At 70.0% G+C, this 25,035-nt stretch carries 25 protein-coding genes; 11 read left to right on the top strand and 14 right to left on the bottom strand.

Annotated elements, in window-relative coordinates:
• Positions 1-433: 433 nt before the first annotated feature.
• Positions 434-1,717, top strand: a complete 1,284-nt coding sequence (locus tag AB0B85_RS05515; protein WP_357403881.1) for an XRE family transcriptional regulator — start codon at positions 434-436, stop codon at positions 1,715-1,717.
• Between the two features lie 14 nt (positions 1,718-1,731).
• Positions 1,732-2,289, top strand: coding sequence for a GNAT family protein (locus AB0B85_RS05510; protein ID WP_357403879.1), 558 nt, complete (start codon positions 1,732-1,734; stop codon positions 2,287-2,289).
• Here AB0B85_RS05510 and AB0B85_RS05505 read toward each other — a convergent pair.
• The 4 genes from AB0B85_RS05505 to AB0B85_RS05490 form a co-directional block, all read right to left on the bottom strand.
• A complete protein-coding gene (locus AB0B85_RS05505) occupies positions 2,286-3,017 on the bottom strand; it encodes a HEPN domain-containing protein (protein ID WP_357403877.1) in 732 nt (243 codons plus the stop codon). The genes AB0B85_RS05510 and AB0B85_RS05505 overlap by 4 nt on opposite strands.
• Positions 3,018-3,543: 526 nt before the next feature.
• Positions 3,544-3,705, bottom strand: a complete 162-nt coding sequence (locus AB0B85_RS05500) for a hypothetical protein (protein ID WP_196920163.1) — start codon at positions 3,703-3,705, stop codon at positions 3,544-3,546.
• Between the two features lie 507 nt (positions 3,706-4,212).
• Positions 4,213-4,632 carry a hypothetical protein gene (locus AB0B85_RS05495; protein ID WP_357403875.1) on the bottom strand — a complete coding sequence of 140 codons (420 nt, stop codon included), beginning with the start codon at positions 4,630-4,632 and terminating at the stop codon, positions 4,213-4,215.
• An 80-nt stretch (positions 4,633-4,712) separates the two neighbouring features.
• On the bottom strand, positions 4,713-5,354 hold the full coding sequence (locus AB0B85_RS05490) for a class I SAM-dependent methyltransferase (RefSeq protein WP_357403873.1): 642 nt from the start codon (positions 5,352-5,354) through the stop codon (positions 4,713-4,715).
• A 139-nt stretch (positions 5,355-5,493) separates the two neighbouring features.
• Between AB0B85_RS05490 and AB0B85_RS05485 the strand changes: the two genes are divergently transcribed.
• Complete coding sequence (locus AB0B85_RS05485) at positions 5,494-6,063, top strand: SigE family RNA polymerase sigma factor (RefSeq protein ID WP_357403871.1); 570 nt, start codon at positions 5,494-5,496, stop codon at positions 6,061-6,063.
• Positions 6,060-7,535 carry a hypothetical protein gene (locus AB0B85_RS05480; RefSeq protein WP_357403869.1) on the top strand — a complete coding sequence of 492 codons (1,476 nt, stop codon included), beginning with the start codon at positions 6,060-6,062 and terminating at the stop codon, positions 7,533-7,535. Before AB0B85_RS05485 ends, AB0B85_RS05480 begins: the two co-directional genes overlap by 4 nt.
• A 73-nt stretch (positions 7,536-7,608) precedes the next feature.
• Here AB0B85_RS05480 and AB0B85_RS05475 read toward each other — a convergent pair whose 3' ends face one another.
• A complete protein-coding gene (locus AB0B85_RS05475) occupies positions 7,609-8,082 on the bottom strand; it encodes a hypothetical protein (protein WP_357403867.1) in 474 nt (157 codons plus the stop codon).
• Between the two features lie 150 nt (positions 8,083-8,232).
• Here AB0B85_RS05475 and AB0B85_RS05470 point away from each other — a divergent pair, with 150 nt between their 5' ends.
• Positions 8,233-9,516 carry an MFS transporter gene (locus tag AB0B85_RS05470; RefSeq protein ID WP_357403865.1) on the top strand — a complete coding sequence of 428 codons (1,284 nt, stop codon included), beginning with the start codon at positions 8,233-8,235 and terminating at the stop codon, positions 9,514-9,516.
• 251 nt (positions 9,517-9,767) lie between these two features.
• Here the strand turns inward: AB0B85_RS05470 and AB0B85_RS05465 are convergent, their stop codons facing one another.
• Positions 9,768-11,474, bottom strand: a complete 1,707-nt coding sequence (locus AB0B85_RS05465) for a bifunctional metallophosphatase/5'-nucleotidase (RefSeq protein WP_357403863.1) — start codon at positions 11,472-11,474, stop codon at positions 9,768-9,770.
• Positions 11,475-11,763: 289 nt separating this feature from the next.
• Here AB0B85_RS05465 and AB0B85_RS05460 point away from each other — a divergent pair, with 289 nt between their 5' ends.
• Positions 11,764-12,552, top strand: coding sequence for an alpha/beta fold hydrolase (locus AB0B85_RS05460; protein ID WP_357404150.1), 789 nt, complete (start codon positions 11,764-11,766; stop codon positions 12,550-12,552).
• 60 nt (positions 12,553-12,612) lie between these two features.
• Here AB0B85_RS05460 and AB0B85_RS05455 read toward each other — a convergent pair whose 3' ends face one another.
• The 5 genes from AB0B85_RS05455 to AB0B85_RS05435 are packed head-to-tail and all read right to left on the bottom strand — an operon-like array spanning position 12,613 to position 14,926.
• Entirely contained in the window at positions 12,613-13,260 is a 648-nt protein-coding gene (locus AB0B85_RS05455) for a histone deacetylase (RefSeq protein WP_357403861.1), read from the bottom strand.
• Between the two features lie 12 nt (positions 13,261-13,272).
• Positions 13,273-13,773 (bottom strand): hypothetical protein, encoded by a 501-nt coding sequence (locus tag AB0B85_RS05450; RefSeq protein WP_357403859.1) that lies wholly within the window; start codon positions 13,771-13,773, stop codon positions 13,273-13,275.
• A complete protein-coding gene (locus AB0B85_RS05445) occupies positions 13,770-14,360 on the bottom strand; it encodes a CDP-alcohol phosphatidyltransferase family protein (RefSeq protein ID WP_357403857.1) in 591 nt (196 codons plus the stop codon). The genes AB0B85_RS05450 and AB0B85_RS05445 overlap by 4 nt, the downstream gene beginning before the upstream one ends.
• Positions 14,357-14,584, bottom strand: a complete 228-nt coding sequence (locus AB0B85_RS05440; RefSeq protein ID WP_357403855.1) for a hypothetical protein — start codon at positions 14,582-14,584, stop codon at positions 14,357-14,359. Before AB0B85_RS05440 ends, AB0B85_RS05445 begins: the two co-directional genes overlap by 4 nt.
• Positions 14,585-14,926 (bottom strand): helix-turn-helix domain-containing protein, encoded by a 342-nt coding sequence (locus tag AB0B85_RS05435; protein WP_357403853.1) that lies wholly within the window; start codon positions 14,924-14,926, stop codon positions 14,585-14,587.
• A 203-nt stretch (positions 14,927-15,129) separates the two neighbouring features.
• Here AB0B85_RS05435 and AB0B85_RS05430 point away from each other — a divergent pair, with 203 nt between their 5' ends.
• A complete protein-coding gene (locus tag AB0B85_RS05430) occupies positions 15,130-16,539 on the top strand; it encodes a sensor domain-containing diguanylate cyclase (RefSeq protein ID WP_357403851.1) in 1,410 nt (469 codons plus the stop codon).
• 118 nt (positions 16,540-16,657) lie between these two features.
• Here AB0B85_RS05430 and AB0B85_RS05425 read toward each other — a convergent pair whose 3' ends face one another.
• Both AB0B85_RS05425 and AB0B85_RS05420 read right to left on the bottom strand, forming a co-directional pair.
• Positions 16,658-17,719, bottom strand: coding sequence for an aspartate-semialdehyde dehydrogenase (locus tag AB0B85_RS05425; protein WP_357403849.1), 1,062 nt, complete (start codon positions 17,717-17,719; stop codon positions 16,658-16,660).
• Positions 17,720-17,724: 5 nt separating this feature from the next.
• Positions 17,725-18,990: an aspartate kinase gene (locus AB0B85_RS05420; protein WP_357403847.1), complete on the bottom strand. Its 1,266-nt coding sequence runs from the start codon at positions 18,988-18,990 to the stop codon at positions 17,725-17,727.
• A gap of 258 nt (positions 18,991-19,248) precedes the next feature.
• Here AB0B85_RS05420 and AB0B85_RS05415 point away from each other — a divergent pair, with 258 nt between their 5' ends.
• On the top strand, positions 19,249-20,037 hold the full coding sequence (locus AB0B85_RS05415; RefSeq protein ID WP_357403845.1) for a hypothetical protein: 789 nt from the start codon (positions 19,249-19,251) through the stop codon (positions 20,035-20,037).
• A gap of 84 nt (positions 20,038-20,121) precedes the next feature.
• The gene (locus AB0B85_RS05410) at positions 20,122-20,652 is read left to right on the top strand and encodes a nitroreductase family protein (protein ID WP_357403843.1); all 531 of its coding nucleotides are present in this window, start codon (positions 20,122-20,124) and stop codon (positions 20,650-20,652) included.
• Here the strand turns inward: AB0B85_RS05410 and AB0B85_RS05405 are convergent, their stop codons facing one another.
• Positions 20,653-21,639, bottom strand: a complete 987-nt coding sequence (locus AB0B85_RS05405) for an ArsR family transcriptional regulator (protein WP_357403841.1) — start codon at positions 21,637-21,639, stop codon at positions 20,653-20,655.
• Between the two features lie 80 nt (positions 21,640-21,719).
• Between AB0B85_RS05405 and AB0B85_RS05400 the strand changes: the two genes are divergently transcribed.
• Both AB0B85_RS05400 and leuA read left to right on the top strand, forming a co-directional pair.
• The gene (locus tag AB0B85_RS05400) at positions 21,720-22,991 is read left to right on the top strand and encodes an MFS transporter (RefSeq protein ID WP_357403839.1); all 1,272 of its coding nucleotides are present in this window, start codon (positions 21,720-21,722) and stop codon (positions 22,989-22,991) included.
• A 238-nt stretch (positions 22,992-23,229) separates the two neighbouring features.
• Entirely contained in the window at positions 23,230-24,981 is a 1,752-nt protein-coding gene (gene leuA / locus AB0B85_RS05395) for a 2-isopropylmalate synthase (RefSeq protein ID WP_357403837.1), read from the top strand.
• Positions 24,982-25,035: the final 54 nt, after the last annotated feature.

Raw genomic sequence — 25,035 nt, 5'->3', positions numbered from 1 at the left:
CGGGTGAGGATACGGGACGGGGCAGCACCCGCGCTGTAGCGAATACTGCCCCTCGCCCCGCTGCCGCTCGGCCTCCGGACCTGCTGCTGCCGATTGCGGGAAGCGCCGTGGTTGATGCGGATCATGATGTAGATCTGCAAGCTCAGCAGTGTCGTGCCGACAATCATGGCGATCGCTGGCATCAGCAGAGAATTTGCCATGGCGCTGCCCTCCCCGTCGCTACTCGCTCGTCACGGTGTGCCTGGTTGGCTCACACTGAGAGTGGCGTCATCGACCAGGACCTATCGAGGTCCCGGCCGGGACCTCTGGCGGACAACTGACGGACAACTGGCGGACATCCGTTGAGGAAGCCATAGCAGTGCGCGACCGTCGACGTAGGAGCCCAGAGCGAGGAGGGGAACAGGTGGCAAGCACACGCCGCACACCCCGAACGATGCTGGAGTACTTCATCCAGCAGCGCGATCGCACCTACGAGGAGATGGCCGACGCCTTCCTCCGCTTGGAGGAACCCGCCGCGATCAGCGCTCGTCACCTTGGTCGACTAGCCAGAGGCGAGCGAGATTCTGCCGGTGCGACGCCGGCCACGAGGCGAGCGCTACAGGCGATGTTTGGCATGCCGCTTGATGATCTTCTCCGGCCCTGGACTCCGGAACTTGTCATAGCCCAGCCGGCTACCGACGACGGCTCATTGGTGCTGCCGTCACCCGGCAACGAAAGGAGTCTGATCAGAATGGCAGCCGAACGAGCCCGTCGTTTCACCCTCCTCGCCGCCGAGAGCACTACCCCGGAGGCGGTCGAGCAACTCCGCGACGACGTCCAGCGACTGGCACTGGCCTATCCACAGCGCCCACTCACCGAACTGCTCGGCGACATGGTCGAAACCCAGGACACCTTGTTCACCCTGCTTGAGCGGAGGCAGACGCCGCAGCAGGCCCGGCAACTGCACTTCCTCACCGCTGTTACGAGCGGACTGCTCGCCAAGGCGTCTCACGATCTTGCCGACCCCCACGCCGCGATGCTGCAAGCCCGCACCGCCGTCCTCTGCGCCGACCAGGCCGACCACAACGGGCTGAGAGCCTGGCTTCGTGGCCTGCAATCCATGGTCGCCTACTGGGCGGGCCGGTACGCCGAGGCCGTTCGGTTTGCGGAGGCGGGCACGAACATCGCCGCCGGCACCGCCGGCACGACCTCCGTGTGGTTGCCGGTGAGCGCCGCCCGTGGATATGCCGCACTCGGCAACAGCGCCAAGGCCCTCAGCGCGATTCGGGCAGCCGAAGAGGCGTGGAACCGCGTCGAACCGGACGAGGTCGATGAGTTGGGCGGCATCTGCACGTTCAACCAGCCTCGCACGCTCTACTACGCTGCCGACGCCCTCGCGTGGCTTCCGAACGAGGCAGACCAGGCAGTCGACTTCTCCACCCGCGCCGTCAACGCCTACGCCAACCCGAACGACCCCGCTTGGGCCTTCGGCGACCAGGCCGGATCGCACTCGGACCTAGCGATCGCACGGATCGCCGCCCGTGATCTGGAGGGTGCCATCGAGGCCGTCACTCCGGTGCTCGAACTGCCTCCGAGCCAGCGCATCAACGGGATCGTTCACTCCGTGCAGAGGGTGCACCAGGCCGTCATCCGAGCCGGGCTGGCGGTCGAAGGACGCGACCTGCTTCAACAGATCGAGGATTTCACGAGCACGCCTCTAAAGGCACTTCCCAGGTAAGGCAAGATCGGGGCATGTACCCCGTGACGTTGAAGGGCCGCGCCGTCATCCTGCGAGAGTTCCGCAGCGACGACGCGGCCCCTTCGCTTGCCCTCGTAGGCGACGAGCGTGTGACCCGCTGGCTCTCGTTCGACAACCGGGACCTCCATGCCGCGACGGCAATGATCGAGGGAGCGGTGGTGCGCGCCAAAACGGAGCCCCGCAACGAGTACTACCTTGCAGTGACTCTCCCTGGAGACGAGCTAATCGGCTTTGCTCGGTTGGGCCTCGACGGCGTGAAGGCTGCCAAGCTTGGATACGCCATCCGAACCGAGCAGTGGGGCCACGGCTATGCAACCGACGCGGCACGGACCCTGACGGACTTCGGCTTCCGAGAACTGGGGCTACACCGCATCTCCGCAGCTATCGGCCCAGACAACACCCCGTCGATCGCCGTAGCCCAGCGGCTTGGCATGCAGTATGAAGGCCGAATTCGGGACCACGTATTTACTAATGGAGCATGGCGCGACTCGCTGCTCTATGCGGTACTGGCGAAAGAATGGACCGATCTTGCCGGCCTCCAGGAACGCTAGGCCGCACGAGATCGCGCGTAGGCGATCATTTCGCTTACAGTGCCTAGAAGTTGCTTGAGCTCGTCGTCGGAGATGTCGAGGCTTCCGTCCGCGTATCGCGCTGCCGCTCGTGCTCGGTGCAACGCTCTGAGGGTTTCAGCATGACTGCTCGGAGCGTTGGCATGCGCGACCCACTGGTCAAGCCACTCCTGCCGATACGAGTGATTTTTAGTCCGTTGCTGCTGCAGCAGCATGCTCGCTTGCACAGTCAGCTCTGCTGCGGAGTAGGCGACGTCGCATGCGACGGCAGGTGCCGTTTCGGAACAGGTCCGCGCCACGGCGAGGAACTCTTCGGCCCGCTGTATAAGCCCGGAAGCCTGTTCGCGGTTGTAGCGGAAGTCGAATGTCACATACCTTGCGCCAGCAATGGTCGCCAGGCACACATACCCACTGTTGGGGCCAACATCGGGTGGCAAGACGGCAATGACTTCCTCGACGTCAGCCTCAGTAATCGACTGCCCCTCTTCCACTTTCGAGGCCCTAACCTGAACTGAAATCTGCGCCTGATCGTTGATCCACACCCTCGGGTGCTTCCGGCCTGGATCGATCTCGACCACGACCTTGGTGATCGCGTCTCGTTCGAGCGTGAGTCCGCGTCGGGAAAGCTCTGGCTCAACGAAGACGTCAAATATTGAGTTCACAACGTTGCGGGCGAACTCATCGTTCGGAGGGCTAGTCGACTCGCTCACGGCAAAGATCTTACCCTTCGATGGCCAGACGTAAATGGTGAGAACTTTCTATACGTCTTCAAGGCGGCCCGCTTCGCAGGCCGCTCGCGCCGCCGACCAGGGGCCGGCCCGGATCGGGCCACCGACCGGGGACCCCGCCGCCCTGGCGCAAGCGCCCGGCGGCACCCCGGCGGTTGCAGCCCCGCCGGCGGCGCGAAGAGGATGCGAAGAAGCCCCGGTCCGCCATGAGTGGTAGGCAGATCCGGGGCTGTGATGGTGGTCGATGCACGGGCAGGTGCCTCCGGCGGGGTGCTCTGGCGCTCTGGGATGGTGTCGCCATCCCAGCAACCTTCGTCCGGGCGGAGCCGATCAGGTGGGGGCTGCCCGGTCAAGGTCGTTCAGACGTAGGGTGCTCCACCTTGACCGGGCAGCCCCCACCTGATCCACGGGTGTGCGGACGAAGGCCGACGGGATGGCTAAGAGGCGAGAGGGCTTAAGTGGGCGGCGGCAAGACGTCTGCCTCACCGCCGCGCCACTAGTGGGAAGGTCAGCGGCGACGAATCGCCCGCAGCGAGCCGGAGAACGCCTCAGCGATCTTCGGCAGATCCTCTCGCCGCGCACGGTGAGCGACGTAGATCCAGAAAGCCGACCTGCCAACCGCAGCCATGCCGAAGACAATGGCCAGCGGCGTTCCGATTTCGGGCAGCACCGATTTCCCCTCCTTAGGGGCTCGGCGCTTTTCCCGAGGAATTAATGGGCTGACCATTGCCCAGCACCGGGAAGGCGCATTGACTTGGTGGAACCACCGAAGTAAGGCCACGGTCAGTCTACCCGCCGCGAGCGAGCTTCAGCTGATGCGGCCAGGCCTATCGAACGACGGTGCCCCTGGGTGACTAGTTGGGTGACGACGAGCACGATCGAGGACGGACGACCATGGACGGTGGCGGACTGTTCAGCCAGCGTGCGCCAGACGCCCACGCAGCCCAACCGCCGCTGATCGTTCCTTCGGGACGAAGAGGTCGTCGGTTCGAATCCGGCCACCCCGACCGAGGTCAGGGGCCACTCTCCATCGATGAGAGTGGCCCCTGATGCATTCCTACAGCAGCGGCGGTCACCGCAGGCTCTCCACCAGGCGCTTGCGGGCGTCGCGGGTGGGCGTCCGAGGAGGTGGGAACCACCTCGTTGACCCAGGTCTGCACGTCTTGTGCCTCGACTGTCAGCTGTCGAGCTGTGGTGAGCCGAGTTCTTTTCGCAGTTGCCATACCAGGTTCCGGAAGGCGCTCTCCGCGGCTTTCTTGTGAGCCTCGTCAGAGTCGGGGCTGAGGTCGTAGAGAGCCCTCGCCACATCATTCGCCAGCGACACCGTCCGAGCGCTGCACAGGAGACTGAGGGTAGAGCGCGCGGACTGCATCCGGCTTCGCCACTCCCGTCGGTCGTCCTGATCCATGCCCACCTCACCCACCCTTCGATACTGGCTGAGCAAGTACCGCGTGCTGGTGAGGTAGTCGACCGCGCCTCGCAGCTTCTGATCACGGAGCCATTGCCGACGCTCCCGTTGGGCCTGAAGCCACGCGCCAAGGGCTACAACGACGAGGCTGGCGAGGGCGCCGAAGCCCGCCGCAGCAAGGTTCCCCATGGCGATGGAGGGTACGGATCGGTCGTTGCCGTGGCTAGAGCGATGGGCGTAGGCCGATGCGTGTGCCGCATGGTTGCTCGTCAGGAGTGCCGGCGGGCGAAGAGGAACGCGCCGTGCCTGTTCTCGTCGGGGCGGTGCAGCAGTTGGGCCTCGACGGTGAACCCGGCGTCGGTGAGCCAGGCGGCGACCCGGTCCGGTGGGCGGCGGTGCACGTACACGTTCATCGGGTGCCCGCCGTAGCCCTCCGTCTTCAGCCGACGCCCGGCGCCGACGTGGAAGGCGAGCAGCACTGTGCCGTTGGGACGCAGCACCCGGTGGAAGTGGGCCAGGACCGCTGGCACTTCGTCGTCCGGGATGTGGATGATGGAGAACCAGGCCAGGATGCCGGCGACGCAGGAGTCGGTGAGGTCGAGGTCCGTCATGGAACCCACAGCGAACCGCAGGCCAGGATGGTCGCGCCGGGCAATGTCGATCATCGCGGGTGAGAGGTCGATGCCGAAGGCGTCGACGCCGAGGCTGTGCAGGTGGGCGGTGATCCGTCCCGGCCCGCAACCGATGTCGACAACCGGTCCCTCACCGCTGCGGGTCAGTTCGGCGAACAACGCCAGGACCGCCCGTTCGTACGGCGCGTCGTCGAGTGCGTCGCGCAGCATCGCGGCGTAGCTCCCGGCCACCGTGTCGTACGACGTCCGGGTGTCGGCCAGCCAACCGTCGGCGCTCATCCGGGCACAGTAGTGCAGCAGTCGACACCGCCACCGCCCACGGCGGGCGGCCAGGGACGCCACGATGTGCCCGCGGCCGGCCTTCAACCTTTCGGCCCTCGACGGAGTCGTGATGGGTAACCAACCGAGGCGGGGGCTTATGGCAGTTGACGACGAGCATTTTCGAGAGTTCGTCGAGACGCGCTACATGGATCTTCTGCGCGTGGCGTACCACCTCACCGGTTCGGCGCAGGATGCCGAGGATCTGGTGCAGACGGCGCTGGTGAAGGTGATGCGTCGCTGGCGTCGGGTCGACGATCCGATGGCCTACCTGCGCCGGGTCATGATCAATCAACACATCAGCAGCTGGCGCCGCCACCGGGTGCACGAGGTGGTCACGTCGATCCTGCCGGACCGGACCGCTCGGGACATGACCGAGGCGGTGCCGGAACGGCACGCCCTGTACGCGGCGATGCGGGAGCTGACCCCGCGTACCCGGGCCGTGATCGTGCTCCGGTACGTGGTCGACCTGCCGGAGGTGGCGGTCGCGGCCACCCTGGGCTGCTCGGTGGGATCGGTCAAGAGCCGCGCGTCGAGAGGTTTGGCCCGCCTGCGGCTGGCACTGACATCCGACGCGCCGACGCCCGAACAGGTGCCGGTGACGACGACCGCAACGGCAACCGAGCCGGTACCGACCGGTACAACGACGATGACGGGAGCAACACCATGACTGTCGATGAGGAGGTGGGCCAGGCCCTGGCCGAGCTGAGCAGGACCCTGACCCCACAGCCGGATCCGTACGGAAGGGCCAGAGCGCGTTACCGGCGGGACCGGCAGCGCCGCCTTGGCGGGCTGGCCCTGGCCCTGGTGGTCTCACTGGGCGGAGCGGCATTCGCGATCGCCGACCCGGGTCGGACCACCCAACCACGACCAGCGGACTCGACCGAAACCATCGCACCCGTGCTGGCCTGGTCGAACAAACTCGTTCAGTCACCACCGCAGGGCGTCGTCGGTCAGGACCGCGACTACGTCGACCAACTCGCGCAACTCCTGTCGGCCGCGCAGCGTCAGGGCGCCTTCCCCCGGCTGACGCTGCCGTTGCAGATGCTTGACGAGCCGAACACGGTGAAGGTGCTCTTCGTCGACGACGTCGGCGGCCGGCGGATCGCGCTTGCCGCCTTCGTCCGCGGCCGGCCACACCCGGGCATCGACTGGCCGAGCGCCTCGATCTGGCTGGCCGCCGACGAGGGCGCCAGCGCCGAGCAGCTGGCCAGCCCGGCCGCCGTGCACAGCGTCGGCGACGGCCTGGAGCCCTACGAGAGCCTCACCCTCGACGACCCGGCCGGTCCGGGAAAGGCCGTCCACGTGGCGATCGCACCCGCCGGGTGTGTCTTCCTCACCGCACCGTTGCCCGATGGTGAGCCGTTCCGGTGGACCCCGGAGCCGACCGGGTCCTACCTGACCCGTACGCCGCAGACCCAGCGACCCGAGTGGTGGCGGGTCGACTGCGGCACTGTGACGCGCAAGGTGACCCCGGGTCCGGGTTCGCTGGCGTCGCGGCCGATCACCGATGCGCAGCTCGCGACCGCGATGTCCCGCGTTCGCGGCAGTGTCCCGACGCAGCGTGCCCGAGTGTTGGTGTCGCAGTACGCCCAGTCGGCGGGATACCGGCTGACCGCCCTGCCGAGCGTGGTGTGGGGCGGGCAGGTGGCCGACCTTCCCGCCCGTCCCACCGGCGGATCGCCGGGCGTTGCCGGGCGTTCGGTGGAGAGCGGCAGGGCGACACTCCTGGCCGCCCCCGTGTACGGCGGCGGCTGGGTCGGCGAGGTGACGATCGATCTCGACCAACCGAGACCCGACGGCGTACTCGGCACCGGCGCGTCCTTCACCGCCGCGACGGACCCGACCGACCCGGCCAGCGTCCTGGTGGTGCCGATCGACGGTGACGTCATCGGCGGCGAGGGCCAGCGGTCCCTGTTGGTGGTGACACCAGCGACAGCCACCACAGTACGGGTGACGCAGGACGGACGCTCGGTGACGACGGCCGTGAGCGGCTCCGGGGTGGTGTTGACAGTGCCCGACGCCCTGACGGGCCTCGTCGTCGAGGCGCTCGACGCGTCCGGGCGGACACTCGCCAGCGGGCAGGTGGCCAGCCAGGGCGCGTTGATGTCCCCCGAGACGGACACCTGGAACCAGGACTGACAGTGCCGGAACTGCCGCCAACATAGGTACTTCTGCCGACCCTGGGCGGCCACAGCGAGGTGGCCGCCCACCGTCAGTCCTGTCGTTCGGTGCGTTCGATCTCGGCGAACGCGGCGGCCAGGTAGTCGTCGAACGGCACGCTTGTCGTCGCCAACAGGTCGGCCACCAGGATCGGGGCGTGCCGGGCCAGCGCCACTGCGTCGGGCGGCGACTCGTCGCTCTCGGGGTCGTACACGCCGAGCGCGCCGGCCAGCAGGACGAGCACCACATGCGGGTCAACGTCCGACCGCCACCGCGTCGCGCCCTGCACGCACCGGGTCAACACCTGGCGGATGTCGTCGCCGGTGAGCCCGTCCGGGTGGCTCTCCTCGAGCAGCAGCCGGACCACCGCACCGAGCACCAGACCGGATCGCTCGTCGGCGGCAAGACCAACGACCGCCTCGTCGTACGCCTGACCGTCGCGTGCCTGGGCGGCGGCGACGGCTGCGGCCGCGGTCACCGCGATGGCGCGGGCGGTAGCGGGCAGATGTCGCCAGGTGCCGGTCATCGGGCCAGCATCGCAGACCCGGCGGACACCGGCCGGCCGCCACCGAGCCGAGTCGATCATCGTGGGATTGGTCACCGGACGGCCCGGCGACGGCTCGGGGCGGCGAAAACGATTCGCGGAGTGTCACACCTGACGAACAGAATGCCGGACATGCTGCGTCGTGCCCTGCCCCGCCGGCCGGATGCCCGCCGGATCATGCTCGGCACTCTGCTGTCGGCGATCGGGCGCGGTCTGACCCTGCCGTTCCTGTTCATCTACCTGACCGACGTACGCGGGCTCACCGACGCCCGCGCCGGGCTCGTGATCGGCTGGTACGGCGCCGTCACCCTGGTGCTGTCGCCGCTGGGCGGGACGCTCATCGACCGGTTCGGCGCCCGCCGGGTGGTGGTGCCCTGCCTGGTGCTGGAGGCGATCGGCACGGGCTCGCTCGCGCTGGTCCACTCGACCGGTTCGGCGCTGCTGGTGATGACGGTGATCGCCATCGGCAGCTCGGCGATCTGGTCCGGGCAGAACACGATCCTCGCGTCGTTGACCGACGACGATGAGCGGCAACGCGTGTTCGGGCTGAACTTCGCCCTGCTCAACCTCGGTATCGGCATCGGCGGCATGACCTCCGGCGCGATCGTCGACACCGCCCGGCCCGGCACCTTCCAAACGATCTACCTGCTGGACGCGGTCAGCTACCTGCTGCCGGCGCTGATCCTGCTCACCCTGCCCAGCGTGGGCCAACGCCTCGGCACCCGTCGGGGGGTCGGCGAGCCGTCGCCCGGCGGCTACCTGACAGTGCTGCGGGACCGTCCGTTCCGGCGGCTGGTGATCTTCGGACTGGTCCTCACCACCTGCGGGTACGCGCAGATCGAGGTGGGTTTCGCCGCGTACGCCATGCGGGTGGTCGAGGTGAACCCCCGGGTGGTGGCCTGGGCGCTCGCGGCCAACACGGTGATGATCGTGCTCGCACAACTGGTGGTGATCCGCCGGATCGAGGGGCGCAGCCGCACCCGGGCACTGGCGGTGGTGGGGGCGGTGTTCGCCACCGCCTGGTTGGTCCTCGGCGCGGCCGGTGTGGTGACCGGGGAGAGCGCCGTGTTCGCTGCCCTGTGCGTGGTGGCCTGCTCAGCGATCTTCGGCTTCGGTGAGACGATGCTGTCGCCGGTGATGCCCGCGCTCACCAACGCCCTGGCCACGGACGAGCTGCGCGGTCGGTACAACGCGATGAGTTCGATGATCTTCGGAATCAGCGGGGTGATCGGCCCGGTGACCGCAGGCCCGCTCATCGGCGCAGCCGACGGCCGAGTCTGGGTGGCGACGGTGGTCGGCGGTTGTCTGGTCGCCTCGTTGATCGCGCTCTCCCTGCGCCGACTGCTCAGCGCCGATCAGGACGGCCGACTGACGCCGACCGTCACCTCCCCCGAGCCGGCCCCCACCCCCGCCTGACCCACCCGGCGCCCTCGCGCCCCGGCGCGCTCAAGATCCGCGCAAGTTCCCCCGCAAGATCACGCTCGATCCTGGATCGAGTGGCATCCACGCTCCCGGAGGCCACTACTTCCATGTTGCAGCGTGATCATGCGGCCGACACATCGGGCGGACGACCGGGCGGGGCGAGACGGGATGTGGACTGGACAGAGCCGGGGACGGGTCGGGCCCCGGAGCGTTCGCTCCGGGGCCCGACGTCGCGGGGTCGGCCGTCAGGCGGCGGGGACCTCGGCGGTGGTGCGGATCCGGTCCAGCGTCGGCGCGGACACCGGCGACTGCGCGGTCAGGTAGTCCACGAACGCGTCCAGGTCGATCTGGCCGGTGACCTGGTTGGTCCCGGCGGTGAGGGCGCTGAAGCCGTCACCGCCCCCGGAGAGGAAGTTGTTCACCGTCACCCGGTAGGTGGCGGCGGTGTCGACGGCGGCCCCGCCGATGGTGAGGCTGCCCCGGACCACCCGGGTGCCGGCGCACGGGTCGGCGACCGTACCGGTGGTGCCGTTCGGGTCGACCACGTAGCCCACCGTGGCCGACGGGTACAGCGTCCGGCCGGTGACGAATTGCTGCTCCAGGACGCAGTAGAGCTGCGCACCGGTCAGGTCCAGCGTCACCAGGTTGTTGGCGAACGGCTGAACCGTGAACGCCTCCTCGTAGGTGACCGGGCCGGCGTTGAGGTCGGCCCGGACACCACCTGGGTTCATGAAGGCGGCGACAGCGCCCTGTTCGTCGTCGGTGGCCGCGAGTTGCGCATCGGCGATCACGTTGCCCAGTGGCGATTCGCCCAGACTCGTACCGAAGAGGGTTTCCTGGGTCTTGGTGATGGCCTCGGTGGTCTCGCCGACCTGACGGTCGGCGACCGGGCCGAGCACCGTCTTGTACCTGTCGATCAGGGCGGTCTGCTTCGGGTCCTTGGCGACGTCCCGGGTGACCACTACGTTGTTCGCGGCGGCGGAGATGACGTCCCCGCTCCGGCGGTCGATCTTCAGGTCGATGTCGGTGACCAGGCGGCCGAACGAGCTGGCGCTGGTCACCAGCTTGCCGTTGATGTCGCAGTTGTACGCCTGGTGGGTGTGCCCACTGACCACCACGTCGATCGACGGGTCCATCCGGTTGGCGATGTCCACGATCGGCCCGGTCATGCCGACGCAGTCGTTGATGCCACCTGTCGCCGCCTGGGCACCACCCTCGTGCAGCAGCACGACGATCGTCTCCACGCCCTTGCGGCGCAGTTCGCGGGCGTACCGGTTCGCGGTGTCCGCCTCGTCGGCGAAGGTGAGGCCGGCGACGCCCTGCTGGCTGACGATCTGCGGGGTGCCTTCCAGGGTCATCCCGATGAAGCCGACCTTGACGCCCTGCACCTTGTGGATCGCGTACGGCGCCATCAGCGGCTTGCCGGTGGCGGTCTTGAAGGCGTTCGCGGACAGGTACGTGAAGCCGGCGCCCCGGTACGGGGTGCCGTCGGCGCAGCCGTCCACCGGGTGGCAGCCGCCGTTCTGGATCCGCAGCAGCTCGGCGGCGCCCTCGTCGAACTCGTGGTTGCCGACGCTCGCGTAATCCAGGCCGGCCATGCTCAGCGCCTCGATCGTCGGCTCGTCGTGGAACGCGGCGGAGAGCAGCGGGGACGCGCCGATCAGGTCACCGGCGGCGACCGTGATGGTGTTCTGCTTCTTGGCGGCGGCGCGCAGCTCGGCCAGGTGGGTCGCCAGGTATTCGACGCCGCCCGCTGTCTGCCCGGCGATGGTGCCGCTGGACCCGCTCGGCGGTTCGAGGTTGCCATGGAAGTCGTTGAGGGCCAGCAGGGTGACGTCGACCGGCTTCGGTCGCGCGTCGGCTTGTTCTGGGCTGGTGGCGACCGCGCCGAACGCGGCCACCGCGAGCGCGGTCAGACCGACAGCGGCCCGTCGCATCCCGGTTGTGGACATGGATCTCCTCGGAAGAATCGGCGCCCGCGGGCCCGGCCTCTGGGTCGACCGGGCCGCCGCGCGACGCCGTCGTCAGGGTCGCGGTTGGCGGCGGTTGGGGATGGCCGCCTTGCTCCGACAGCCTCTCACCTGGATGCCGCCGGGTCGACCCGGGCAGCACATCGGAGCTGCGGGTACGCCGGCCACCACGGAGCGAGCACCGGTTACCGCGGTCTGCCGGTAATCGTCGTGGGCAGGGTCTAGAAAGGACGAGACGGTTGACGCGGACGGAGACAGCATCGTGAGTGACATGACACCGCCGGTGGAGCAGGTCCGATCGGCTGACGGCACGCCCATCGCGTTCGAGCGGTCCGGTGCCGGGCCGGCGATCGTCCTGGTCTGCGGGGCGTTCGGTGACCGCGCTACGACCCGTGCACTGGCCACGGCTCTGGCACCGGATTTCACAGTTTTCGGCTATGACCGCCGAGGGCGGGGCTACAGCGGCGACACCGCGCCGTACGAGATCGGCCGCGAGATCGACGACCTGGCCGCCGTGATCGCGGCGGCAGGTGGTTCCGCCGCCGTCTACGGGATCTCCTCCGGCGCGGTCCTGGCCGCCCTCGCCACCGCGCAGGGCCTGCCGGTGACCGGGTTGGCGCTGTTCGAGCCGCCGTTCCAGGTCGGCCCGCACATGGGCGTCCGGAAGGACATCACCGCGCAGCTCATCGAGCTGATCGCCGCCGACGACCGGGACAGCGCGGTGGAGACCTTCCTGCTCGCCTCGGTGGGGCTGCCCGCCGAGGCGGTCGCCGGGATGCGGACCCAACCGGTCTGGGGTGGGCTGACCGCAATCGCGCACACCCTGCCGTACGACGCGATCGTCACGGCGGGCGGGCGACTGCCGGCTGACCAACTGGCCACCATCACCGCGCCGACCCTCGCGGTGGACAGCACCGGCAGTCCACAGTGGCTGCGCGACGGCAGCCGGGCCGCGGCGGAGGCGGTCCCGGGCGGCCGATCCATCAGCCTCGACGGCGGTTACCACGAGGTGCCGCCGGCGACGCTCGCTCCCGCGCTGCGGGAGTTCCTGCTCGGCTGACGGCCTGCCCGGTTACCAGCCTGGCCGGTTGACGGCCTGCCGGCCGCACCGCGCCGGCGGTCACGCGTCGGCGAGCACCTCGCTGACGAGGGCCGCGATGGCGTCGGGGGCCCATCCGTCGGCCACGCCGGGCCGGGCGGCCAGATAGCTGGTGATCCGCTCGGTCGACCAGCCATGCGCCTCACGCAGACCGCGGGCGATCATGCCGAGGTAGATCGGCGCGGGTGGCCGGCACCGGCTCGTCGACGCCCCGCCGGGCGCGGTGAAGGTGAGCAGGGGGACGCCGCTGTGGCTGCCGGGGCAGACCAACGTCTCGTACCGGCCGGGGCCGAGCGTCGCCCGCCCGTCGGCGATGGCCGCCTCGATCGCCGCACCGGTCGCGGGGATCAGGTCGGCGGCACCCGCCGGGCGGTACATCTCCTGGGCGGCGATGTCGGCGAACTGCTCCTCGGTGACCAGGTAGGCACGGGCTGCGGCCGAGCCCGGCAGGTGCGGGTCGTAGAAGGCCATGCCTCCGGTCCAGGCCCGGGACTCGCCGGCGAAGTAGATCCCGCCCGGCAGGAACACCGGGACCGACCGGCTGGGTGGGCGTCGGTCCCGGCAGCCCGGGTACGTCCGCCTCCCCCCGGGCGGGCAGCCGCCACCGATGTACCACAGCAGGCGGGCGGCGTGCATGTTCGAGCCGTAGGCGACGTACCAGAGCACCACGACGCCCTCGTCTCAGTAGCCGGCGAGCTGCGGGGCCAGCGCGAGCGTCACGAACCTGATCGCCCGGCCCAGCAGGCACGTCGCCGCGAAGGCGGCCGGGCGCATGGGTGTGCGTCCCAGGTAGACGCTCGCGGCCAGCAGCGGTGGTAGGCCGGTGACGGCGCTGACCAGCAGCATCCCGGTCGACTGGTGGGGGCGTTCCAGCACCTCCACGAGTCGTGCGCCGGCCGCCTTCGGACGCGCCAGCATCGCGCCCAGTCGACCTGGTCGCTCGGGTGCGGCAGGCGGGCGTCGGTGGAGCCGCCGTTGCAGCCACGCCGAGCGGATCGCGCCGCGCGCACCGAGGAAGATCAGGACCTTGCCGACGGTCTGACCGGCCGCGGCGGCCACGCCGAGCGCCACGGGCGGCGCGCTGGTAGTGGTCACTGTCGCGATCAGGTACGGCTCGGCCGGGGTGAACGGCAGGAAGGCCGACAGCAGCCCGACGCCCGCCGCGCCCAGGACGGCGATCATGGTTGGGTACGCGGGAGGCCCGCCGGCAGCTTGGCGGCGCTCACCAACGAGACGGCCTTCACCGCGGTGACCGCGAGGGCGAACGTGACGGCCACTGCCACCGGCGCGAAGATCGCCAGCAGCACCACCGCCGCGGTGTTGAGCGCCTTGGCCGGCGGGGACCAGTTCCACAGGTAGATGCGTTTGTCGACCCGGGCGAAGTAGTTCGGGCTGAGCAGCGGCCAGCGCAGGAACATCAGGCTCAGCAGTTGGTCGATGACCATGAACTGGACGAGGAACACAGCGATCGGCAGGGCGGTGCCGGGCCGCAGCACGATAAGTGCGGCGGCGCAGGCCGACGTGCAGGCCCGGTCCGAGACGATGTCGAAGACCGCGCCGGTGCGGGTCTCCTGTCCCAGGCTCCGGGCGGCGGCACCGTCGAGGATGTCTCCGATCCAGTAGAGCAGGTAGGCGGCGATCAGCAGATGCGCGCTGCGCTGGGTGAGCGCCGCAACGGCGAGCCCGACGGCACCGGCCGTGCGGACGGCGGTGATGGTGTTGGGGACGTTGATGAGGGTGACCGGCGGGCTGAGGCCGAGGGCTGTCATTCGGCGTCCTTGAGGATGCGTTGCATGTCCGCGGTGCGCCGGTTCAGGTCGGCCAACTGCGCGCTCACGTCGGTGAGCAGGCGCTGGGTCTCGGCGGCCTGCTCGGCGTACTGCCGCTGTAGTTCGCCGGCGACGGCCGTCCGGGTGCGGACGCCCGCGTACCAGACGACCGAGATGAGCACGGCGGCGACGACGACGAGGAAGACCGAGGCGGTGACGTCCATCTAACTTGTTCCTTTCGGTGGGGCATCGCCGTCTGCGGCGGTGCTCAGGGTGGTGGCGGCGGTGGCCACCACGTCTGGCGTGAGGTGCAACGAGAACGGGGCGGTCTCGTAGTACTTGAGTGCCTTGCCGTCCTCGGACAACTCCAGATGCGCGGTGACCAGCCCGGCCTTTTCCAACTTCTTGAGGTGCACCTGCAGCAGCGCGCGGCTGATGCCCAGATCGCGGGCGAGCTGTGAGACGTACGCGCGCCCTCCGGTCAGTGCGGCGAGCACCCGCAGCCGGTGCGGGCTGGCCAGCGTGGCAAGGACCTCGACCAGCCGGTCACCGCTCAGCTCTCCCATAGCTCACCTTGGCTCATGCCAATTATTATTGGCAGGCGCAAACACTGCTGTCAACTCGAATGCCAGACGGCTCCACCCACAGGCCGTGTCCACAGCCTGTGGATAGCACGTGTGTACGAACCTGGGGTTCCCGCCACCGTGGGTACGCTTGATCGCGCGGCTCGGCGCCGGCCGACCCCTCCCCTACCTGGAACGACGTGCGAGTGGATCATCAGCGAGTCAGCCGTGACGTCAGCGCGCGCCTGCCGATGGCGTCGAACGTGCCGGAGGCCTGTCGATGGACGGTCACCGCACTGTCCCGCCACACCAGCGCGACGATCTCCGTGCTGCTCGCGGTCCACGACCGGCTGCGCTGCGTCGCCGCGACCGGGGCCTGGCAGATCTTCGCGACAGTGCCGGCGCGCACCGGCATCGTCGGACGGGTGTACGCCACCGGCACCTCCGCCGTCGTCCCGGACGTCACCGTCGACCCGGACTACCTTCCGGTACGCCCGGACGTGATCGCCGAACTGTGCGTACCGGTGCTGGACCCGACGGGCCGGGCCATCGGCGTGCTGGACCTGCAGTGGAGTGAGCCCGCCGACCTGGAGCTGTGGCGGGAGACGACCCAGCGGCTGGCCGACCGGCTCGGCGCGCGGATCGCCGCACTCGGCGGCCCACCCGAGGAGAGCCGCAGCGAGAAGTTGCTCCGGCACACCGCCGCCCTCTCCGCCGCACTCACCGAGGGAGAGCTGATGGGCGCGGCGGCCCGCGCCGCCCGGGAGGTCTCCACCCTCTCCACCGCGCTGCTCCTGATCGCCGGCCAGCTCGGTCCACCAGCGGCGACACCGGGCGACCTGGAATCCCGCATCCGCGCCGAGCTGACCGAGGCTGGCCCGGCGGCCCTGGCCCGGATGGTCGACCGGGCACACCGCTACGGCGCCGGGTACACGCTGGGCGAGGCGGGGCACCCCCCGACCGAGGACTACCGGCCGCTGACCCGCGCCGGGGTGCACACGTTGGTCGCCGTCCCGGTCGGGTCACCGGAGGCCGGCGGGGTGCTGCTGGTCGCCGACGAACGCGCCCTGCGCCCCGACCCGACCACCGTCAGCCTGATGGAACTGCTCGCCGGGCAGGCCTGGACCAACCTGGACCGGCTCCGCACGCTGGCCCGACTACGGGAGCAGGCCAGCTCCGACCCGCTCACCGGCCTGCGGCACACCGGCCCGTTCGGGCAACGGATCGCGGCGGCCACCCCGGGGCGTACGGCCCTGCTGGCGATCGACGTGGACGGCTTCAAGACCGTCAACGACACGTACGGCCACCAGGCCGGCGACCGGGTGCTTGTCGGGTTGGCCCGCGCGCTGGAGGAGGCGCTTCGGCACGGCGACGAGCTGTACCGGATCGGCGGCGACGAGTTCGTCGCGGTGATCGAGGTGAGTCGCCCCGAGGAGGCGGTCCGGATCGCCGAACGGCTGACCGAGGCGGCCCGGCGCATCGGCCGCACAATCAGCGTGGGGGTCGCGCTCCCGCACCCCGGCGAGTCCCCCGACCGCACCCTGAGAAGAGCCGACCAGGCCCTCTACGCGGTGAAACGCCAAGGCCGGGACGGCGTGCACCTCTCCGCCGCCTAACCCCCCACCGCCCCGTCGATCATGGAGTTGTGGCGAGGACGTTTGCCTCTCCCGCGGCCAAAGCGCCCACCACAAGTCCATGATCGACGCGGCCGCGGCCGCGGCCGCGGCGGGGCGGTCAGGGGTTGCGGAGCTCCTTGGCGAGCAACTCGGCGATCTGGGCGGTGTTGAGGGCCGCGCCCTTGCGGAGGTTGTCGCCGGTGACGAAGAAGTCGAGGGCGCGCGGGTCGTCGAGGGCGCGACGGATCCGGCCTACCCAGGACGGGTCGGTGCCGACCGCGTCGATCGGCATCGGGAACTCACCGGCGTCCGGGTCGTCGACCACGATCACGCCGGGTGCGTTGCGGAGTGCCTCGCGGGCGCCCTCGGCATCCACCTCGGTGCCGAAGACCGCGTGCACGGCCACCGAGTGGCCGGTCACCACGGGCACGCGCACGCAGGTGGCGGAGACCTTGAGGTCGGGCAGGCCGAGGATCTTCCGCGACTCGTTGCGGATCTTCATCTCCTCCGACGACCAGCCGTCGTCGGCCGCCGAGCCCGCCCACGGCACCACGTTGAGCGCCAGCGGCGCCGGGAAGGGACCGAGGTCCTCGCCGACCGCCTGGCGGACGTCGCCGGTGCGCGAGCCGAGCGCGCGATCCCCGGCGACCTTGGTGAGCTGGTCGTGCAGGATGTCGACGCCGGCCTGGCCGGCTCCGGAGACCGCCTGGTAGGAGGCGAGCACCAGCTCCCGCAGGCCGTACTCGCGGTGCAGGGGGGCCACCGCCACGATCATCGCGAGGGTGGTGCAGTTGGCGTTCGCGATGATGCCCCGGGGCCGGTCGCGGACCTGCTCGGGGTTGATCTCCGGAACGACGAGCGGGACGTCCCGGTCCATCCGGAACGCGCCGGAGTTGTCGACGGCGATCGCGCCGCGGGCGACGGCGATCGGCGCCCACTCGGCGGAGACCTCGTCGGGCACGTCGAACATCGCCACGTCGACGCCGTCGAACGCCTCCGGGGTCAGCGCCTGGACGACGACGTCCTCGCCTCGGCAGCGCACCCGCTTGCCGACCGAGCGTTCGGAGGCGATCAGCCGGATCTCACCCCAGACGTTGCGCCGTCCGGTGAGCAGCTCACACATCACGGTGCCGACGGCACCTGTCGCTCCGACCACGGCGAGGGTGGGCAGCGCCGCCATCGGCGCTACCTACCTGTCCCCGCGTAGACAACGGCTTCGGTATCGCCGCCCAACTCGAACGCGTCGTGGATGGCGCGGACGGCGGCGTCGAGGTCGGTGTCCCGGCAGACCACGGAGACCCGGATCTCGGAGGTGGAGATCATCTCGATGTTGACCCCGGCAGCGCCGAGCGCGGCGAAGAAGCCGGCTGCCACCCCGGGGTGCGAGCGCATGCCGGCACCGATCAGCGAGACCTTGCCGACGTGGTCGTCGTAGAGCAGGCCCTTGAACTTGACCGGCTCCTGGATCTTGCTGAGCGCGGCCATCGCGGTCGGGCCGTCGGCCTTGGGCAGGGTGAACGAGATGTCCGTCCGGCCGGTGCCCTCGGTGGAGACGTTCTGCACGATCATGTCGATGTTGATCTCGGCGCCGGCGACGGTGTCGAAGATCCGCGCGGCGGCACCCGGCTCGTCGGGCACCCCGACGATCGTGATCTTGGCCTCGCTGCGGTCGTGCGCGACCCCGGTGATCAGTGCCTGCTCCACGGAAAGGTCCTCCATCGATCCGGTGACCATCGTGCCGGTGTTGGTCGAGTATGACGAACGGACGTGGATCGGCAACCCCGCCCGACGGGCGTACTCCACGCTACGCAGGTGCAGCACCTTCGCGCCGCAGGCGGCCAGCTCCAGCGTCTCCTCGTAGGTGATGTTCCGGATGTGCCGGGCGTTGGGCACGATCCGCGGGTCGGCGGTGAAGATGCCGTCCACGTCGGTGTAGATCTCGCAGACGTCGGCGTGCAGGGCGGCGGCGAGCGCCACGGCGGTGGTGTCCGAACCACCCCGGCCCAGCGTCGTGACGTCCTTGGTGTCCTGCGAGACCCCCTGGAAGCCGGCGACGATGACCACCGACCCCTCGTCGAGCGCGCCCTTGAGCCGCCCGGGGGTGACGTCGATGATCCGCGCGCGGCCGTGCACCGAGGTGGTGATCACACCGGCCTGCGAGCCGGTGAACGAGCGGGCTTCGTACCCCAGGTTGTGGATGGCCATGGCGAGCAACGCCATGGAGATCCGCTCCCCGGCGGTGAGCAGCATGTCCAGCTCGCGACCCGGCGGCAGCGGGCTGACCTGGTTGGCCAGGTCCAGCAGCTCGTCGGTGGTGTCCCCCATCGCGGAGACCACCACCACCACGTCGTCGCCGGCCTTGCGGGCGGCGACGATGCGCTCGGCCACCCGCTTGATCCGCTCGGCGTTGGCGACGGAGGACCCGCCGTACTTCTGCACCACGAGTGCCACGACGGTGCACTCCCTCCCAGCGACCCTGAGCGTGCCGACGCCGCCGGAACCGGGGCCGGCGGCGCGTGTCAGTCCCCCTGAGGGTATCCGGCGGGTAACGACGCCGGGTCAGGTGATCCCACCATCCGGCCCGCGCGGAGCGACCGGACCGCTCCCACCAGCCCCCGGGGGTACGCGGTGACGGCCGGTCCGACACGCCGGAACAGCCCATTACGTGCCGGCGACCACCAAACAGTCCGCACCCACCAGAATGGGCCGGTGTCCGTCCTCACCCGCCCGGCCGTCCGCGTGCTCGGGCCGCTCCTGTTCGCCCTGCCAGCACTCCTGGTCGCCTGCACCGATGCGCAGCCGCCGACGCCGCCGCCCGCCGACCCGGGACCGGTCGCGGTGGACGCCGCGCGGGACGAGTTGGCCGCCCTGGCCGCGGCGGCCCAGGATCGCCACCTGACGGCCCAGTACGTCTACGGCCAAGCCGGTCAACCGGCTCGCACCATCACGTTCACCAGCGCGAACGACGGCAGCTGGCGGGTGGACGTGCCGGGTGGCGCGTTGGGCGGCACTGCCGACATCTCACTGGTCGCCACGAACGACGGGCTGTTCCAGTGCGCCCTGCCGTCGGCCGGGCGACCGGAGTCGGCGAGCTGCGTACGCCTCGGTGAGCGCGACGACGCGATCCCTCGCCGATCGGACCCCCGGGTCCAGCATCCGCTCACCGACTGGCTGGACGTGCTCACCGACCGGCGCGCGGCGCTCGCGGTGGCTCCCGCCAGCCCACCCGAGGGCCTGACCGGCACCTGTTACTCGGTGGACTCCACCTCTGCGTCGCTGAACGCCCCGGTCGACGTGGGCATCTACTGCTACGAGCGGGACGGCACGCCGACCGGGGTGCGGACCGGAGCGGGGACACTGCGGCTGGCCACACCGCCCGGCCCGGCACCGGCCACCGTGCAGTTGGCCGGCCCGGTGGTGGTCGACCGGGACCCGCTCGACACCGCAGCGCCACCGTCTCCTGATCCAACGGACAGCCCGAGCGCGGGAACGCCCTGATCTTCATACCGTTACGGGTGCGTTTGCCCACATTTAGCGAACCCAGCCTGAGTGGCGAATCGCCCATACAGGACGATTCCCCTCATGGTTGACCTGACTCCGCTGCTCGCCTTCCGCTGGAGCCCTCGGGCCTTCGACCCGTGCGCCGAACTGACCCCGGACGAGGCGGCCTCGCTGCTGGAGGCGGCGCGCTGGGCACCGTCGACGGACAACGGGCAGCCCTGGCGGTTCGCCCTCGGCCACCGGGACGACGAGAACTGGAAGCGGATCATGATCAGCCTCCCGGGCGACGACCAGTGCTGGGCCCGGCACGCCGCGACCCTGGTGGTCGGCGCGCACACCGGCGACGACGCCGAGCGGGCCGCGTACGACCTGGGTCAGGCGATAGCCCACCTGACGGTGCAGGCCACCGCGCTCGGCCTGCACGTGCGCCAGCTCACCCGCTTCGACCAGGCCGGCCTCGCCACCGAACTCGACCTGCCCGGCGGGGTCCGTCCGCTTGTGGTCGCTGCCGTCGGCCAGCTCGGAGACCCGTTCACCCTGCCGGCCGATCTGCGCGCCCGGGAGACCGGCCTGCGCCGCCGCCGCCCGCTCGCCGACCTGCTGCTCGCCTGATCACCCACCTCGGCTGGCCCGGACCAGGACCCTCGCGGCGTCGGTGTTGCGGTAGAGAACGTGCCGACCCTGCCGGGTCCGGGAGGTCAGGCCGGCGGCGTGCAGCGCGGCCAGGTGCTGGGAGACGTTCCCCGCGGACATCCCGGTGAGTCGGGCCAGGTGGGTGGTCGTCGACGCCGTGTCGAGCAACTGCAGCAGCGCGGCGCGGCCGGGGCCGACCACCCGGGCCAGCGCGTCGCCGGGCGGTGGCGCGGCCGTCTCCCAGAGCGTTCCGATCGCCCGGACCGGGTACGCGCCGGCCGGCAGCGAATCCTCCAGCAGGTTCCACAGCACGTGCTGCTCGGTGAACACCGTCGGGTTCAGCGCCAGCCCCCGACCGCGGAGGTCGAAGTCCCGCTCGAACGTGTCGTCACTGATCACCCTGTCGCCGTGCCAGTGCAGGCTCGGGTGGAGCTGCTCGAAGAACCGACCAGCGCCGCTCTCGGCGAGCTGCGCGGCCCGGTACGCCACATCGGCGTCGAGCAGCGCCCGCATCCGCGGCCAGTCCGGGGCGATCGCCTCGTCGTACCAGACCCGCACCGCCTCGACGACCTGCGGCAGCAGCCCGCCGGGGTCGGCGAGCAGCGCCCGCCCGAACGGGCTCAGCGGTTTTTGCCAGGTGGTCGACAGCAGGTCTTGGACCACCACGGCTGGCGGTGTGGCGGCGATCTGGTCGAGCTGCTCGGCCATCTCCACGTTCGGTCGGGCAGCCGGGGTGAGGAAGTCGGGCAGCCAACGACCCGGCGCGGCCAACCCCACCAGAGGTCGGACCCGCTCGGCGACCTCGGGGCGGCGCAGGGTCACCCGGGCGCGGTCGATCCAGGGCAGGTGCACCGCGTAGCGGACCGGGTTGGCCATCGCCCACATGCTCATGACCGTCTCGTTGACCGGTGACACGGCGAGCCGGACGCCCGCCACGTCGGCCAGGCTGAACCGCAACTCGGACACGCGCCCTCCCCCGGGAGCAGGATTCGATCCAGCCTAAAAGGCTCGACCGATGTCGTGGGGGCCCGGTTCACTTGCCGGCCATGGGGGCCAGAGACACCATCCGTACCGCTGTGGCAAACGTCGTACCGCCCGCCGGGTTGACCCGTGCGCTGGCCGTGCAGGCCATGGTCTACGCCGTCGGCAGCGGCCTGTTCCACGCCGGCAGCGCCGTCTTCTTCACCCGGGCGCTGGGGCTCAGCGCCGCCCAGGTCGGGCTGGGCCTGTCCATCGCGGCAGGGGTGTCGCTGCTCGGCACGGTGCCGCTGGGCGGGCTCACCGACCGGTACGGGCCGCAGCGGGTCTGGATCGTCGGGCTGGTGCTGGACGCGGCGCTGTTCGCGTCGTATCCGTTCGTGGGCGGCTTCGCGAGCTTCCTCGCCGTGGTGGTGGCGCTCGCGGCCGTGGACGCGTCGACAGGCGTGGCCCGGCAGGTCTACTCGATCAACGCGCTCCCGCCGGCCGAACGGGTCACGGCGATGGCGTACCAGCGGTCGTCGTTGAACGTCGGCTTCGGGCTGGGCGCGGTGATCAGCGGCGTGGTGCTGACGGTGGACACGATCGAGGCGTACCGGGGGATGGTCTGGTTCATCGCGACGGTGATCCTGGTGACGGCCCTCTTCGTACGACGACTGCCCCGGCTGCCGCAGGTGGCCCGGGCGGTGGAGCCGATGAGTCGGCTCGCCGTACTGCGGGACCGGCCGTTCATGGCGGTGTCCCTGCTGTCCGGGTTGCTCACCGCGCACGGGGTGCTCTACCTGACGGTCCTGCCGCTGTGGATCCTCACCCACACCGACGCACCGAAGACGGTGATCGCCGCCCTGGTGCTGCTCAACACTGTCCTGATCGTGCTGCTCCAGGTACGCGTGAGCCGGGGCGCGGACACCGCCGCGGGAGCGGCACGGGCCTCCCGCCGTGGTGGCCTGCTGATCGCCGTGTCCTGTCTGGTCCTGCCGATCTCCGGGGTCACCCGGGGCCCGCTCACCGTCGTGGTGCTGGTGGCCGCCGCGACGCTGCTGATCCTGGCCGAACTGATCCAGTCGGCGGGCGCCTGGGGGCTCACCGCCACCCTGCCGCCGGCCGGCCAACGCGGCGCGTACGTGGGGGCGTTCCGGCTCGGCGAGCAGGTGCAGTACCTGATCGCCCCGGCCGGGTTGACCGCGCTCGGCGTGACCACCGGCGGCTGGGGTTGGTTACCGACGGCAGCGATCTTCGTGCTGGTCGCAGTGGCGATCGTGCCTGCGGTGGCCTGGGCCGAACGGACGCCGAGGCTGGGCGTCGAGGTCCCGGAGCCGGCCATGACTCCGGTCCCATAGTCCGGACCGGCCTTCCCACCCCCCGTTCCATCACGTAGGGTGACTTGGTCATGTGGCGGGCGCTTCTCCTTCTTAGCCGCCGCGACGAGGCCTGATCGGCCGGCACCTCGTCGCGGAGTCGCATCGCGCCGTCCAGCACATCCGATTTTTCCTCTCGGCACCGCCGCGCATCGTCGCGCGACCGCTCGCCGAAACCTTCCGATCTGCTGACGCCACATGTTCCAGGGAGCACTCTGAGATGGCTCAACCTGTCACCGAAGCCGATACCGATCCGATCGCGCGGCAACGCCCGAGCCGGATGCCGTACCACCGCTACCAGCCGTACCGGGAGCAGTTCCGGATCGACCTGCCGGATCGCACCTGGCCCACCCGTACCGTCGAGGCCGCTCCGCGCTGGTGCGCTGTGGATCTCCGGGACGGCAACCAGGCGCTGATCGACCCGATGTCGCCCGAGCGCAAGCGGCGGATGTTCCAGCTGCTGGTGCAGATGGGCTACAAGGAGATCGAGGTCGGCTTCCCGTCGGCCAGTCAGACCGACTTCGACTTCGTCCGGCAGCTCATCGAGCAGGACATGATTCCGGAGGACGTCACGATCCAGGTGCTCACCCAGTGCCGGGAGCACCTGATCGATCGGACGTTCGAGTCGCTGCGCGGCGCCAAGCGGGCCATCGTGCACTTCTACAACTCGACCTCCACCCTCCAGCGCCGGGTGGTCTTCGGGCTGGACAAGGACGGCATCGCCGACATCGCCACGACCGGTGCGCGGCTCTGCCAGAAGTACGCGGAGATCCACACCCCGGACACCGAGATCTTCTACGAGTACTCGCCGGAGTCGTACACGGGCACCGAGCTGGAGTACGCGCTTGAGGTCTGCTCCCGGGTCATCGACGTGATCGACCCGACGCCCGACCGCCCGCTGATCATCAACCTGCCGGCCACCGTCGAGATGGCCACCCCCAACGTGTACGCCGACTCGATCGAGTGGATGCACAGGCACCTGCCGCGCCGCGACAGCGTGATCCTGAGCCTGCACCCGCACAACGACCGGGGCACCGGGGTGGCCGCCGCCGAGCTGGGCCTGCTGGCGGGTGCCGACCGCATCGAGGGTTGCCTGTTCGGCAACGGCGAGCGCACCGGCAACGTCGACCTGGTGACGCTGGGGCTCAACCTCTTCTCCCAGGGCATCGACCCGATGATCGACTTCTCGAACATCGACGAGATCCGGCGCGCCGTCGAATACTGCAACCAACTGCCTGTGCACGAGCGCCACCCGTACGCGGGCGACCTGGTCTACACCGCCTTCTCCGGCTCCCACCAGGACGCCATCAAGAAGGGCTTCGACGCCCTCGCCGCCGACGCCAAGGCCGCCGGGGTGCCGATGGACGAGCACACCTGGGCCGTGCCGTACCTGCCGATCGACCCGAAGGACCTGGGCCGCACCTACGAGGCGGTCATCCGGGTCAACTCGCAGTCCGGCAAGGGTGGCATCGCGTACATCATGAAGAGCGAGCACCAACTGGACCTGCCGCGCCGGCTCCAGATCGAGTTCTCCGGGGTGGTGCAGCACGTCACCGATCACGACGGCGGCGAGGTCGACCCGGCCGCCATGTGGGAGATCTTCGCGACGCACTACCTGCTCGACCACCAGCCCGACCCGGCGGTCCGGCTGAGCAGCTACACGATCGGCACCGCGGACGGCAAGGTCGAGATCGAGGCCCAGGTCGTCACGGCCACCGAGCGGCACTCGCTCACCGCGATCGGCAACGGCCCGATCGACGCGTACGTCAACGCGCTCCAGTCGGTAGGGGTGGGCGTACGGGTGCTCGACTACCACGAGCACGCGCTCTCCTCCGGTGGGGACGCGCAGGCCGCCGCATACGTGGAGTGCGAGGTCGACGGTCGGACGGTGTGGGGTGTCGGCACCGACGCCAACATCGTCACCGCCTCGATCAAGGCCGTCACCAGCGCCGTCAACCGCGCCCGCAGCTGAGTGTGAAGGAAGGACCCCTGATCAACTTTCCACCTTGACCAGGGGCCCTTCCTT

Source organism: Micromonospora sp. NPDC049044, assembly GCF_040649215.1.
GTDB lineage: Bacteria > Actinomycetota > Actinomycetes > Mycobacteriales > Micromonosporaceae > Micromonospora.
This window is presented reverse-complemented; position numbering and strand designations above follow the sequence as displayed.

Excerpts from the sequence above, each read along its gene's own strand:
- AB0B85_RS05450 (WP_357403859.1), bottom strand. The coding sequence starts at position 13,773 with ATGATCGCCGTCCTGGGCGCGGCGGGCGTCGGGCTGCTGTCGGCCTTC.
- AB0B85_RS05425 (WP_357403849.1), bottom strand. The coding sequence starts at position 17,719 with ATGGCGGCGCTGCCCACCCTCGCCGTGGTCGGAGCGACAGGTGCCGTC.
- AB0B85_RS05490 (WP_357403873.1), bottom strand. The coding sequence starts at position 5,354 with ATGAGCGCCGACGGTTGGCTGGCCGACACCCGGACGTCGTACGACACG.
- AB0B85_RS05465 (WP_357403863.1), bottom strand. The coding sequence starts at position 11,474 with ATGTCCACAACCGGGATGCGACGGGCCGCTGTCGGTCTGACCGCGCTC.
- leuA (WP_357403837.1), top strand. The coding sequence starts at position 23,230 with ATGGCTCAACCTGTCACCGAAGCCGATACCGATCCGATCGCGCGGCAA.
- AB0B85_RS05445 (WP_357403857.1), bottom strand. The coding sequence starts at position 14,360 with ATGACAGCCCTCGGCCTCAGCCCGCCGGTCACCCTCATCAACGTCCCC.
- AB0B85_RS05460 (WP_357404150.1), top strand. The coding sequence starts at position 11,764 with ATGACACCGCCGGTGGAGCAGGTCCGATCGGCTGACGGCACGCCCATC.
- AB0B85_RS05470 (WP_357403865.1), top strand. The coding sequence starts at position 8,233 with ATGCTGCGTCGTGCCCTGCCCCGCCGGCCGGATGCCCGCCGGATCATG.
- AB0B85_RS05410 (WP_357403843.1), top strand. The coding sequence starts at position 20,122 with ATGGTTGACCTGACTCCGCTGCTCGCCTTCCGCTGGAGCCCTCGGGCC.
- AB0B85_RS05475 (WP_357403867.1), bottom strand. The coding sequence starts at position 8,082 with ATGACCGGCACCTGGCGACATCTGCCCGCTACCGCCCGCGCCATCGCG.
- AB0B85_RS05435 (WP_357403853.1), bottom strand. The coding sequence starts at position 14,926 with ATGGGAGAGCTGAGCGGTGACCGGCTGGTCGAGGTCCTTGCCACGCTG.
- AB0B85_RS05480 (WP_357403869.1), top strand. The coding sequence starts at position 6,060 with ATGACTGTCGATGAGGAGGTGGGCCAGGCCCTGGCCGAGCTGAGCAGG.
- AB0B85_RS05510 (WP_357403879.1), top strand. The coding sequence starts at position 1,732 with ATGTACCCCGTGACGTTGAAGGGCCGCGCCGTCATCCTGCGAGAGTTC.
- AB0B85_RS05440 (WP_357403855.1), bottom strand. The coding sequence starts at position 14,584 with ATGGACGTCACCGCCTCGGTCTTCCTCGTCGTCGTCGCCGCCGTGCTC.
- AB0B85_RS05515 (WP_357403881.1), top strand. The coding sequence starts at position 434 with ATGCTGGAGTACTTCATCCAGCAGCGCGATCGCACCTACGAGGAGATG.
- AB0B85_RS05400 (WP_357403839.1), top strand. The coding sequence starts at position 21,720 with ATGGGGGCCAGAGACACCATCCGTACCGCTGTGGCAAACGTCGTACCG.
- AB0B85_RS05485 (WP_357403871.1), top strand. The coding sequence starts at position 5,494 with ATGGCAGTTGACGACGAGCATTTTCGAGAGTTCGTCGAGACGCGCTAC.
- AB0B85_RS05495 (WP_357403875.1), bottom strand. The coding sequence starts at position 4,632 with ATGGGGAACCTTGCTGCGGCGGGCTTCGGCGCCCTCGCCAGCCTCGTC.